This is a genomic window from Pseudomonas sp. GD04015 (assembly GCF_029837675.1).
GTDB lineage: Bacteria > Pseudomonadota > Gammaproteobacteria > Pseudomonadales > Pseudomonadaceae > Aquipseudomonas > Aquipseudomonas paralcaligenes.
On sequence record NZ_JAOEEE010000005.1, the window covers coordinates 126,677 to 138,956 of the forward strand.

General features: G+C 68.1%; 12 protein-coding genes and 1 pseudogene. All 13 read left to right on the forward strand.

Features of this window, described 5'->3' with window-relative positions; all coding sequences use genetic code 11:
• Nucleotides 1–505 precede the first annotated feature (505 nt).
• The 13 genes and pseudogenes from N7640_RS06140 (at nt 506) to N7640_RS06200 (ending at nt 12,237) form a co-directional block, all read left to right on the forward strand.
• A complete protein-coding gene (locus N7640_RS06140; RefSeq protein WP_279901973.1) occupies nt 506–1,108 on the forward strand; it encodes an outer membrane lipoprotein carrier protein LolA in 603 nt (200 codons plus the stop codon).
• Nucleotides 1,098–3,425, forward strand: coding sequence for an MMPL family transporter (locus N7640_RS06145; RefSeq protein WP_279901837.1), 2,328 nt, complete (start codon nt 1,098–1,100; stop codon nt 3,423–3,425). Before N7640_RS06140 ends, N7640_RS06145 begins: the two co-directional genes overlap by 11 nt.
• A complete protein-coding gene (locus N7640_RS06150) occupies nt 3,422–4,570 on the forward strand; it encodes a sodium:proton antiporter (RefSeq protein WP_279901835.1) in 1,149 nt (382 codons plus the stop codon). The genes N7640_RS06145 and N7640_RS06150 overlap by 4 nt, the downstream gene beginning before the upstream one ends.
• Nucleotides 4,557–5,804, forward strand: coding sequence for an NAD(P)/FAD-dependent oxidoreductase (locus N7640_RS06155; RefSeq protein WP_279901833.1), 1,248 nt, complete (start codon nt 4,557–4,559; stop codon nt 5,802–5,804). The genes N7640_RS06150 and N7640_RS06155 overlap by 14 nt, the downstream gene beginning before the upstream one ends.
• Before the next feature lie 13 nt (nt 5,805–5,817).
• Nucleotides 5,818–6,528 carry a class I SAM-dependent methyltransferase gene (locus N7640_RS06160; protein WP_279901832.1) on the forward strand — a complete coding sequence of 237 codons (711 nt, stop codon included), beginning with the start codon at nt 5,818–5,820 and terminating at the stop codon, nt 6,526–6,528.
• Nucleotides 6,525–7,022 (forward strand): hypothetical protein, encoded by a 498-nt coding sequence (locus N7640_RS06165; protein ID WP_279901830.1) that lies wholly within the window; start codon nt 6,525–6,527, stop codon nt 7,020–7,022. Before N7640_RS06160 ends, N7640_RS06165 begins: the two co-directional genes overlap by 4 nt.
• The gene (locus N7640_RS06170; protein ID WP_279901829.1) at nt 7,022–8,209 is read left to right on the forward strand and encodes a beta-ketoacyl-[acyl-carrier-protein] synthase family protein; all 1,188 of its coding nucleotides are present in this window, start codon (nt 7,022–7,024) and stop codon (nt 8,207–8,209) included. The genes N7640_RS06165 and N7640_RS06170 overlap by 1 nt, the downstream gene beginning before the upstream one ends.
• Entirely contained in the window at nt 8,206–8,688 is a 483-nt protein-coding gene (locus N7640_RS06175) for a hotdog family protein (protein ID WP_279901828.1), read from the forward strand. Before N7640_RS06170 ends, N7640_RS06175 begins: the two co-directional genes overlap by 4 nt.
• Nucleotides 8,685–9,413, forward strand: coding sequence for a 3-oxoacyl-ACP reductase FabG (gene fabG / locus N7640_RS06180; RefSeq protein ID WP_279901826.1), 729 nt, complete (start codon nt 8,685–8,687; stop codon nt 9,411–9,413). Before N7640_RS06175 ends, fabG begins: the two co-directional genes overlap by 4 nt.
• Nucleotides 9,413–10,637 (forward strand): annotated as a pseudogene (locus N7640_RS06185) (beta-ketoacyl-ACP synthase). Before fabG ends, N7640_RS06185 begins: the two are co-directional and overlap by 1 nt.
• Before the next feature lie 23 nt (nt 10,638–10,660).
• Nucleotides 10,661–11,080, forward strand: a complete 420-nt coding sequence (locus N7640_RS06190; protein WP_220814716.1) for a hypothetical protein — start codon at nt 10,661–10,663, stop codon at nt 11,078–11,080.
• A gap of 18 nt (nt 11,081–11,098) precedes the next feature.
• Nucleotides 11,099–11,536 carry an excinuclease gene (locus tag N7640_RS06195; RefSeq protein ID WP_220814717.1) on the forward strand — a complete coding sequence of 146 codons (438 nt, stop codon included), beginning with the start codon at nt 11,099–11,101 and terminating at the stop codon, nt 11,534–11,536.
• A 245-nt stretch (nt 11,537–11,781) separates the two neighbouring features.
• The gene (locus N7640_RS06200; RefSeq protein ID WP_279901822.1) at nt 11,782–12,237 is read left to right on the forward strand and encodes an Sbal_3080 family lipoprotein; all 456 of its coding nucleotides are present in this window, start codon (nt 11,782–11,784) and stop codon (nt 12,235–12,237) included.
• Nucleotides 12,238–12,280: the final 43 nt, after the last annotated feature.

Consider the following 12,280-nt stretch of genomic DNA (forward strand, 5'->3'; position numbering starts at 1 on the left):
GCGGCTCATCCCCCTACAGAGCAACTCCACTCGGCCTTCTGAGGGGACCCCGTTTCCCGGCCTAATCTTCATTGCCCAATCAGCAGCGAATAGCTGGCATCAACCTCTAGCCCTGCACGGACACCCCCCTCTCCCTCCGGGAGAGGGTTGGGGTGGCCGGCGTACCGGTGAGGGAGTACCCGTTCGCGAGCAGAGTTCGCTCCTACAGACCGCTCGCGGGTTTCACTCGCCCTACGAAGTATCAGGCGCGCAGACTCCCCGTCAGGAGGCCGAGCGCAGGCACTGCGCAGGGGGACGCGAGGCAGGACGCCGAGCGAGGCACGAAGGGACAGGGACGTCCCTTCGTGGCGTGCCCCCGGAGCGGTGCCGGAGCGAGGGGAGTCTGGCCGCAGGCCAGACCCGGATGCCGGGGGGCCCTTCTTCTTTGGTTACTTTCTTCTTGGGCAAGCAAGAAGAAAGTAACTCGCCCGGGGGGACGAAACCCTCGAATCGGGCCTGCTCGACAATCAGCCAACAAATCAAAGCCACGGGCCTGCTGCTCCTGAGCATATGCACCCCATACGCCCACGCCTTCGACCTGGCCGAACTCAGCGCCCAGCTGGCCAAACCGGCGGTGGTGCGTGGGCCGTTCGTGCAGGAGAAACACCTGCGCGCCCTGCCCACCCCGCTGACCAGCCAGGGCCAGTTCACCCTGTCCCGCGACCACGGCCTGCTCTGGCTGCTGCAGAAGCCCCTCAAGCAGGACTACCGCATCGACGACACCGGCATCGCCCGCCGCACACCCGATGGCTGGCAGCAGCAACCCGGCCAGGACGTCGCCGCCCAGCAGAGCCGCCTGTTCCTCGCCGTGCTCAAGGGCGACCGTTCCGGCCTGGAGCGCGACTTCGATCTCAAGCTCAGCGGCGAGCAGAACGCCTGGCAGCTCCAGCTCACCCCCCACTCCCTGCTGCTCAAGCAGATCTTCAGCGCCATCCGCATTGACGGCGGCGCGCTGGTCGAGCGCATCGAGCTGATCGAGACCCAGGGCGACCGCACCGTCCTCAAGCTGCCGCAGAGCCAGGCCGGCGACGCATTGACCGCGCAGGAGCGCGCCGACCTTGTCCACTAGCCTGCAAAAAGCCCTGCCGCGCCTGTTCGGCGCCCTGCTGCTGGCCCTGCTGGCGCTGGCCGCCTGGCAATGGCGCGACGGCCCGCCGGTGCAGGCCAGTATGCTCGCGCTGCTGCCCCAGGGCGCCGGCGATGCGCTGGTGCAGCAGGCCGAGCAGCGCATGCAGGAGCCATTGTCGCGGGAACTGCTGATTCTGGTCGGCCATCCACAGCGCGAGCGCGCCATCGAACTGGTGCGCCGCGCCGGCGAGGACTGGCAGGCCGGCGGCGGTTTCGACAAGGTGCAGTGGAGCCTGCAGGCCGACCTCGACAGCATCCGCCAGCAACTGCGCGCCAGCCGCCTGGCCCTGCTCGCGCCAAGCGACCGCCAGTTGCTGATCGAGCAACCGGACACCTTCGTCGAGCAGCGGGCGCAGCAGCTGTTCGACACCTTCTCCGGCTTCGGCCTGCTGCCCACCGAGCAAGACTGGCTCGGTCTCGGCCTGCGCGCCCAGCAGACACTCAACCCCGGCAGCCGCATCCAAGCCGACCTGGGCAGCGGCGCCCTGCTGCTGCAGGAGCCGGGCATGACCTGGGCGCTGCTGCGCCTGCGCACTCGCGGCGACGCCTTCGACATGCAGGCGCCGCCGCAGATCGCCGCCGTGGTGGACAAGCTGCGCCGGCAGGTCGAGGCCGCAGGCGGCCAGTTGCTGGCGGCCGGCGGCGTGCTGCACGCGGCAGCCGGCCAGGCCAAGGCCACGCACGAGATCACCCTGATCGGCGGCGGCGCCACCCTCGGCACCCTATTGCTGCTCCTGCTCGCCTTCCGCCGCCCGCGCGTGCTGGTCAGCCTGCTGCCCATGGGCGTGGCGCTGCTGGCCGGCTGCACCGCCTGCGTGCTGGTGTTCGGCCAGATCAACGCGCTGACCCTGGTGCTCGGCGCCAGCCTGGTCGGCGTCGCCGCCGACTACCCGCAGCACTACCTGAGCAAGAGCTGGAGCGACAGCCAGTGGTCGAGCTGGACGGCCCTGCGCGAAACCCTGCCGGGCCTGTCCCTGAGCCTGGGCACCAACCTCGCCGGCTACCTGGCGCTGGCCTTCACGCCCTTCCCGGCGCTGACCCAGATCGCCCTGTTCTCCGCCGCCGGCCTGATCGGCGCCTTCCTCTGCTCGGTGTGCCTGCTGCCGGCCTGGCTGAACAACCTGTGCCTGGCGCCGCCGCCCAGCCTGCGGCGCGCCGCCGAGCGCCTGGTGCGCCACCGCCAGCGCCTGCTGGCGCGCACCGGCAGCTGGCCGCTGCTGCTCGCCCTGCTGGCCTTCTGCGCCGGCGGCCTGTGGCAGCTGAAGCCGCAGAACGACCTGCGCCAGTGGCTGGGCCAGGAACCCAGGCTGATGGACGAGGCTCGGCGCATCGCCGAACTCACCGGCCAGCAGCCCACCAGCCAGTTCTTCCTGGTGCGCGGCGCCGACGAAGCGCAACTGCTGCAACGCCAGGCCGAGCTGGGCCGGCGCCTGGACGCCGCGGTCGCCGACGGTCACCTGCGCGGCTACCGCGCGCTCAGCCAGCTCAGCGCGCCGGACAGCGAACTGGCGCCGCTGCGCGCCGCACTGAACGATCTGCCGCAACACTGGCAGCCACTGCTCGACCTCGGCCTGCCGGAAGCTGCCCTGCGCGCTGAACTGGACGAGCTGCTACGGGCCCCGCAACCCACCCTCGAACAGGCCCTGGCCGGCCCACTGGGCGAGGCCTGGCGACCGCTCTGGCTGGGCCGCACCGAGCAGGGCGTGGCCGGCATCGTCAGCCTGCAGGGCCTGAACGACACCGCGATGCTGCGCCAGGCCGCCGAGGGGCTGGACGGCGTGCAGCTGGTCGACCGCCTCGGCGAGCTGAACGGCCTGTTCGCCGCCACCCAGCTCAGCGCCGCCGAACTCAAGCTGCTGTCCAGCGCCGCCATTCTCCTGCTGCTGTGCCTGCCGTTCGGCCTCGGCGGCGCCCTGCGGGTGATCTGCCTACCGCTGCTCTCGGCCCTGGCGGCGCTGGCCTGCCTCGGCTGGCTGGGCCAACCGCTGACCCTGTTCAGCCTGTTCGGCCTGCTGCTGATCACCGCCATCGGCGTCGACTACGCCATCCTGATGCGCGAGAACATCGGCGGCCCGGCAGTCAGCCTGCTCGGCACCCTGCTCTCAGCGCTCACCGCCTGGCTGTCGTTCGGCCTGCTGCTGATCAGCCAGACCCCGGCCATCGCCAATTTCGGCCTGGCGATCAGCCTCGGCCTGATGTTCTGCTTCCTGCTTTCGCCCTGGGCCGCCGCGCGGCCCCACAAGGAGGTGCTCGCGTGACCGCGATCGGATTCTGGCTGCTGGCGCTGGCCATCTACGCCCTGGTGGCCATCGTCGGCGGCCGCCGGCTGATCCCCATCGTCGGCCAGCTGTTAGTGGCCGCGATCGCGATTCCAGCCCTGCTGCTGTGGTGGGTCGAGCCGCACTGGCAGCTGGGCGCCCAGGACCTGCTGGCGCCGACCTGGCTGAACCTGGCCTACGGCCTGTGCTTCGCCCTGCTGCTGGGCTACATCCTCAGCGACGTGATCGACCTCGACCTCAGCCCGGCCTGCCTGAAGATCGCCCTGCCCAGCTTCCTGGTACCGATGCTGGCCGGCCTGGCCTGCGCCCTCTGGCTGCTGCCCGGCGAGCGCAGCTGGCTGAGTTCGGTGGGCATCGGCCTGCTGTTCTCGATCACCGCGATCCCGGTGCTCTACCTGTTCCTGCAGAGCATCGGCTACCCCGCGGCGGCGACCAAGCGCCTGCTGCACGCGGCGATCCTGATGGACTTCATGTGCTGGAGCCTGTTCGGCCTGGCCCAGGGCACCAGCCACCCGGCCGCGCTGCTCTGGCCGCTCCTAGCCGCCGCCCTGCCGCTGCTGCTGCGCGGGCTAGGGCTGCGCCACCCGCTGCTCTACAGCCTGCCGTTCTTCGCACTGATGCTGCTGTTCCAGCAGCTCAAGCTCAACGCTCTGGTGTTCGGTATCGCCTACATGCTGTGCCTGGCCTGGCTCAGGCAGCCGTTCGTCCTGCCGTTGCCGGCGCGGCCGTGGAAGCTGCTGATGAACGGCCTGGCGGTGCCATTGATCCTGACCTGCGGCGTGCTGCGAGTGGATTTTCATGGCATAGGTCAACATTATTCCTGGCTCGTCATCGGTACCCTTCTGCTGCTGCCGGTGGCCAGCAAGGTGCTCGGCAGCTGGCTCGGCCTACACTGGGCCGACCCGGACGCCGCGGCGCGAGTCAAGTGGCGCGAGAGCCTGCTGCTGAACATCCGCGGCCTGACCGAAATCGTGTTCCTCAACCTGCTCCTGCAACTCCAGTTGATCGATTCGCTGGTGTACTTCGGCCTGTTGCTGATGAGCCTGTTCTCTACCCTGCTGCCGGCCCTGCTGGGGCGGCATGCCCACCATCAAGAAGCGAGGGGTCGTTATGAAATCTCCTGAAGTCGAACAACGCCAGGTCGTCGTCATCGGCGCGGGCCCGTCCGGCGCCATCGCCGCCGCCATCCTCAAGCGCCAGGGCCACGACGTGCTGGTGCTGGAGCGCCAGCGCTTCCCCCGCTTCTCCATCGGCGAGAGCCTGCTGTCACACTGCTTGGACTTCGTCGAGGAAGCGGGCATGCTCGACGCGGTACAGGCCGCCGGCTTCCAGACCAAGCACGGTGCCGCCTTCGCCTGGGGTGAGCGATACACCGAATTCGACTTCCGCGACAAGTTCACCGCCGGCAAGGACTCGACCTACCAAGTGATCCGCGCCGACTTCGACAAGCTGCTGGCCGACGAGGCCGCGCGCCAGGGCGTGGAGATCCGCTACGGGGAAGAAATCTTCGCCGCCGATTTCGCCGGTGACTGCCCGCGCCTGTCGGTGCGCCGCCTGGCCGACGGCCACGAATACCAGGTCGAGTGCGCCTTCGTCCTCGACGGCAGCGGCTACGGCCGCGTGCTACCGCGCCTGCTCGACCTCGACACGCCGTCGTCCTTCCCGATCCGCCAGGCGGTGTTCACCCATATCGAGGACCGCATCGACCCGGCCTCCGACTTCGACCGCGAGAAGATCCTCATCACCACCCATCCCCGGCTGCGCGACGTGTGGTTCTGGACCATCCCGTTCAGCAACGGCCGCTGTTCCCTGGGAGTGGTTTCCGCCGCCGAGCACTACGAGGGCTACCCGAAGGATCTGGACGCCTGTCTCAAGCAGTTCGTCGCGGAAACCCCGAGCCTGGCCAAGGTCCTGGAGAACGCCGTGTGGGACACCCCGGCCCGCGCCATCGGTGGCTACTCGGCCAACGTCAAGAGCCTGCACGGCCCGGGCTTCGCCCTGCTGGGCAACGCCGCCGAGTTCCTCGACCCGGTATTCAGCTCCGGCGTGACCATCGCCATGCGCTCGGCAAGCATGGCCGCCGGCCTGCTGCATCGCCAGTTGAACGGCGAGTCGGTGGACTGGGAGAGCGAGTTTGCCCTTCCGCTCAAGCGCGGCGTGGACACGTTCCGCGTGTACGTCCAGGGTTGGTACGATGGCACCTTCCAGGACGTGATCTTCTACGAGAAGTCCTCATCGGACATCCGCCGCATGATCTGCTCGATCCTCGCTGGCTACGCCTGGGACGAGAAGAACCCCTATGTCGCCGAGCCCAAGCGCCGCCTGGGCGTGCTGGCCGAAATCTGCGCTGCCAGCTGAGGAAGCCCTGTCGATGGAACGCGCCGCCCCCACCTATGTCGAGGAAACCCGCTTCGGTTTCTGGTTCCTGCAGAGCCACGTCTGGCAGCACCACGTGCTGCGGGTGGCGATCAACGACCTCAAGCGCCTGATCGACGCGCCGCTGCCCGAGGCGCCGGTGCTGCTCGACGCCGGCTGCGGCCAGGGCCGCTCGTTCCGCCTGCTGCAGGAGGCCTTTGCCCCGGCGCGGATGATTGGCCTAGACGCCGATCCGCACAGTCTCGACTGTTCCCGCGCCGAGGCCGAGCGACTGGGCCTGGACGTGGAACTGATCGCCAGCGACTGCGCCAGCATCCAGCTACCCGACGCCAGCGTCGACATCCTGTTCTGCCACCAGACCTTCCACCACCTGGTCGAGCAGGAGCAGGCGCTGGCCGAGTTCTGGCGCGTACTCAAGCCGGGCGGCCTGCTGCTGTTCGCCGAGTCGACCAAGTACTACATCGACACCTGGGTGATCCGCTGGCTGTTCCGCCACCCGATGCACGTGCAGAAGAGTGCCGAGGAATACCTGGGCATGCTGCGCGAGCAGGGCTTCCAGTTCACCGAGAACAACGTCTCCTACCCCTACCTGTGGTGGAGCCGCTCCAGGGACTTCGGCCTGCTGGAGCGCTGGGGCATCATGAAGCCCAAGCCGTTCGGCCAGCGCGACGAGACGCTGGTCAACGTGGTGGCGCGCAGACCGTGACGCTGCGCATCCTGCTACTCGCCCTGACGCTGGCGCTCGGCGCCTGCGCCGCGCAGACGCCCGTGCCGGAGAACAACCCGGCGCTGGTCGCGGAGCTGCCGCTCGGCCTGCAGATCGAGCGTACCCAGGCCAGCACCGAACAGGCCTGGCTACTGATGGTGCAGGCCGAGGGCCAGGCGCTGCGCTGGTCGCTGTTCGATCCGCTCGGCGTGCCGCTGGCACGCCAGCTTCTGGAGCACGGAGAGTGGCGCAACGACGGCCTGCTGCCGCCGAATGCCGAGGCCCGCGAGCTGTTTGCCGCCCTGCTGTTCGCCCTGACCCCTGAGGCGGGCCTATCCGCTTATCCGGTCAGTAGCTGGCAACACGATGCCGACGGTCAGCGCCGGCTTAACCCGGACTGGCGAATCCGCTACCGTTCCGCCCTGGATTTCACCCTCGCGACCCGCGACCTGACCTACCAGGTGCGCGCGCTGAATCAAGAAGAAGGCAACTGATGCCCAGCTATCTCAATGCCCTCGGCCTGCTCTGTGCCCTGGGCGAAGGCAAGCAGGCGGTGGCCGACGCGCTGTTCGCCGGCGACGCCTCCGGCATGCGCGCCGAGGACGGCTGGGTGACCGGCCGGCGGATCACCGTCGGTGCCGTGCGCACCGCCCTGCCGGACATGCCCGCCGGCTTCGAGCCTTCCCACAGTCGCAACAACCAGCTGCTGCTGGCCGCCGCACGGCAGATCGAGCCCGAGCTGCGCGCCGCCATCGCCCGCTTCGGCGCCACCCGCGTCGGCCTGGTGCTGGGCACCAGCACCTCGGGCATCCACGAGGCCAGCCAGAGCATCGCCCGCTTCGTCCGCGAGGGCGAGCTGCCGCCCGAGTACGACTACGCCCAGCAGGAGATGGCCGCGCCGGCCAACTTCCTCGCCGACTGGCTGGGTCTGGCCGGCCCGGTGTACTGCCAATCCACCGCCTGTACCTCCAGCGCCCGCGCCCTGCTCAGCGCCCACCGCCTGCTCCGACAGGGACTATGCGATGCGGTGATCTGCGGCGGTGTGGACAGCCTGTGCCGGCTGACCCTGAACGGCTTCTCGGCCCTGGAGGCAGTGTCCGCCGAGTCCTGTAATCCCTTCTCGGTGAACCGCCACGGCATCAATATCGGCGAGGGCGCAGCGCTGTTCCTGATGACGAAAGAGGCCAGCCCCATCGCCTTCTTCGGCGGCGGCGCCAGCTCCGACGCGCACCACATCTCCGCACCGCACCCCGAGGGCCTGGGCGCCCGCGTGGCGATGGAAAAGGCGCTGTCCAGCGCCGGCCTCGACGCCACGGACATCGACTACCTCAACCTGCACGGCACCGCCACGGCGCACAACGACGCCATGGAGAGCCAGGCCGTGCGCACCTTGTTCCCCGCCGGCGTGGCCTGCTCCTCGACCAAGCCGCTGACCGGCCACACCCTGGGCGCCGCCGGCGCGCTGGAAGCGGCCTTCTGTTGGCTGGCCCTGAGCGAGCACAACCGCGACGGCCTGCTGCCGCCGCACCTGTGGGACGGCCAGGCCGATCCGGCCCTGGCGCCGCTGGAGCTGGTCGGCGCCGGCGACCGCCTCACGCGCGCCGAGGGCCGGCGGCTGATGAGCAACTCCTTCGCCTTCGGCGGCAACAACGTGGCGCTGATTCTGGGTGACGCGCCATGAGCCACTGGCCCATCGCCGAACTGGTGCCCCACGCGGGCGACATGATCCTGATCGACGAGGTGGTCGGCTTCGGCACCGAGGAGATCGAGACCCGCCTCACCGTGCGTCCGGGCGGCCTGTTCAACCTGGCCGACGGCAGCCTGCCGGCCTGGGTCGGCATCGAGCTGATGGCCCAGAGCGTGGCCGCCTACGCCGGCTGCCAGGCGCGCCAGGCCGGCCTGCCGGTGGAGCTGGGCTTCCTCCTCGGCACGCGCAAGTACGACTGCAACGTCGAGCGCTTCCCGGCCGGCTCCGAGCTTCGCATCCATGCCCTGCGCTCGCTGCAGGACGACAACGGCATGGGCGTGTTCGAATGCCGCCTGTCCGGCCCCAGCATCCTGGCCGAGGCGCGCCTCAACGTGTTCCGCCCGCCGCAGGTGGCGAGCTACCTGCAAGATCCATCGCTACAACGGCCATCGCCACGAGAACAATCGCAATGACTGAAACCATCCTGGTCACCGGTTCCAGCCGCGGCATCGGCCGTGCCATCGCCCTGCGCCTGGCGCGCAGCGGCCACGATATCGTCCTGCACTGCCGCTCGCGCCGCGACGAGGCCGAGGCCGTGCAGGCGCAGATCGCCGAACTAGGCCAGCAAGCACGCATCCTGCAGTTCGACGTCTCCGACCGCGCCGCTTGCCGCGAAGCACTGGAGGGCGACGTCGAGCAGCACGGCGCCTACTACGGCGTGGTGTGCAACGCCGGCCTGACCCGCGACGGCGCCTTCCCGGCCCTCTCCGACGACGACTGGGACCAGGTGCTGCGCACCAACCTGGACGGCTTCTACAACGTGCTGCACCCGCTAACCATGCCGATGATCCGCCGCCGCGCGCCGGGCCGCATCGTCTGCATCACCTCGGTCTCCGGGCTGATCGGCAACCGTGGCCAGGTCAACTACAGCGCCTCCAAGGCCGGCGTGATCGGCGCCGCCAAGGCCCTGGCCATCGAACTGGGCAAGCGCCGGATCACGGTCAACTGCGTGGCGCCGGGTCTGATCGACACCGAGATCCTCGACGAGCAGGTACCGGTGGAGGAAATCCTCAAGATGATCCCGGCCGCCCGCATGGGCACGCCCGAGGAAGTGGCCGGGGCGGTGAATTTCCTGATGTCCGAGGAGGCGGCGTACATTACCCGCCAGGTCCTCGCGGTGAACGGTGGTCTGTGCTGATGAAACGTGTCGTCGTCACCGGCATGGCCGGCATCACTTCCCTGGGCTGCGACTGGCCGACCATTTCGGCCGCCTTCAAGCAAGGTCGCAGCGGCATCCGCCGCATGGACGAGTGGGATCGTTTCAGCGAGCTGAACACTCGCCTGGGCGGCCCGGTGGACGATTTCGTCCAGCCCAAACACTGGACGCGCAAGCAGACCCGCAGCATGGGCCGCGTCTCCAAGCTGGCGGTGTACGCCGCCGAACGCGCCCTGGAGCACGCCGGCCTGCTCGGCGACGAGCGCATTCAGGACGGCCGTATGGGCGTGGCCTGCGGCTCGTCCACCGGCAGCACCGACGAGATCAAGGCGTTCGGCAACATGCTGCTGAACTCCGTAGCCGACGGCCTCAACGCCAACTCCTACATCCGCATGATGCCGCACACCACGGCGGCCAATATCAGCATCTTCTTCGGCCTCAAGGGTCGCCTGATTCCCACGTCCAGCGCCTGCACCAGTGGCAGCCAGGGCATCGGCTACGCCTACGAGGCGATCAAGTACGGCCGCCTGAAGATGATGCTGGCCGGCGGCGCCGAGGAACTGTGCCCGACCGAGGCCATGGTGTTCGACGCGCTGTACGCCACCAGCCTGAAGAACGACACCCCACATCTGTCGCCGCGCCCCTACGACGCCGGCCGCGACGGCCTGGTGATCGGCGAAGGCGCCGGCATCCTGGTTCTGGAAGAGCTGGAACACGCCCTGGCGCGCGGCGCCACCATCCACGCCGAGATCGTCGGCTTCGGCTGCAATTCCGACGGCATCCACGCCACCAAGCCGGAACAGGCGACCATGCGCGGCGCCATGGAACTGGCCCTGGAAGACGCGGGCCTGGAACCTTCCACCATCGGCTACGTCAATGGCCATGGCACCGCCACCGCACAGGGCGACGTGGCCGAGCCTGGCCACCAGCAGCTTGTTCGGCCCGCGCACGCCGATCAGCTCGCAGAAGAGCTTCCTCGGCCACACCCTGGGCGCCTGCGGCGCGCTGGAGTCCTGGTTCAGTATCGAGATGATGAACGGCGACAACTACGTGCACACCCTGAACCTGGACAACATCGACCCGGAATGCGGCGAGCTGGACTACCTGCGCGGCGAATTCCGCCAGATGAGCCACCAGTACGTGATGAACAACAATTTCGCCTTCGGCGGGGTCAATACCTCGCTGATCTTCAAGCGCTGGCTTTGACCACCACCGACAGGAAGTTCCCCATGCATAGTCATTTCAAATACCTCGTGCTCACCCTCGCACTGGTCGGCATCGCCGCCTGCAGCCGCCAACAGCCGATCCTGACGGTCCACCAGCAGGTGCCGCCGCACACCAGCAATCAACTGGCCGAGCAGTCTTTGCGTCCGGCGCTGGTCCGCGCCCTGATCCGTTGCAACTGGACCATCGAAAGAGAGGAAGCCAATCGCATCCTGGCACGCATCGACTTCCGCGGCCATAGCGCCTCCATTACCCTCGACTACGCGTCCAATCGCTACGACATCCGCTACCGCGACAGCCACGACCTGGATTATGAGAACGGCAAGATTCACAAGCGCTACAACGCGCTGGTGAAAAAGCTCGACCGGACCATCCAGCAGGAAGTGCGCATAGCACAGAGCATGAACACCACGTCCCTGCAGTAAGCCACCAAGGAGAGAGCCATGAAAAACAAGTACTGGATCATCGCTGCACTGTGCCTAAGCGTCCTGCCGAGCGTCAGCCAGGCCCGCGACACTACTCACTTCCTGCCATTCGACCAAGTGGTGCAGGAAGCCCTCAACGCCGGGCGCCTGGACGGCAGCGTGAAGTTCTACCTGGCCGGCAATCCGGTCAAGGCCAGCGTGGTCAAGTCCGGCGTGACCACCCACCAGAAGACCAACGCCTTCAACAAGAGCGACGAGGCTGCCTGCTCCTGGGCCCTGCAGTCGGCCCTGATCCGCATGCAGAACGCCGCCAAGCAGGCCGGCGCCAACGCCGTGGTCAACATCGTCAGCAACTACAAGAACGTGGTCTATTCCGACGCCCAGAAGTACGAGTGCCACGCCGGCGCGGTGGTGGCCGGTGTCGCCCTGAAGGCAGACCTGGCCAACGTCAAGTAACGATCTGCTGCGTGTCGGCCAGGCGTCGTTGAAGCCGGGCTCGGGCTGCTCGTTTACACCTCGTAAACCGTGCGCCCTGGCCCGACTTATTCGCTGGTGCTCACCCTTCGGGTCAGCCAGCTGTTACTCTCGCTAGTCGTTGCGCCTAGCCTGACGCTAGCTCGCGAGATCGTTGCTACCCAGCCGGCTCGGCCGGCCCCATCCGGGCGCATCCGCTGTTCCATGCGGCCCTTCGAGGACTCCGCATGTCGCTACCGCGCCTGTGCCTGCTGTTGCCGCTGATCGCCCTGAGCAGCGCCTGTACCACCATCCGCGTCGATCCCCTGAAGACACCCGCTACCGTCGTCTGCATCGAGGAGAACCCCGAGGTGCAGGTGGATGACTTCCTCGGCACCCTGCAGCGCGGCTTCACCCGCCACGGCATAGAAACCCGCCTGTACAAGCAGGTACCCGCCAGCGGCTGCCCGCAGATACTCGACTACACGGCGCGGCGCTCCTGGTCGGTGGTCACCTACCTGTCGATGGCCGAACTGCGCATCCGCGATCCCCAGGGGCGCGTGCTGGCCAGCGCCTACTACCGCTTCCGTGGCCGCGGTCTGCTGGCGGTCAAGAAGTATCAGAGCACGGAAACCAAGATGACGCCGGTGATCGACCGGTTGCTGGCCGAAACGTCCGCAAGAGCGGGCTACGCTCGCGACTGAACCTGAGCGCGAATAGCACAAGGGCCGCATTTGCGGCCCTTGT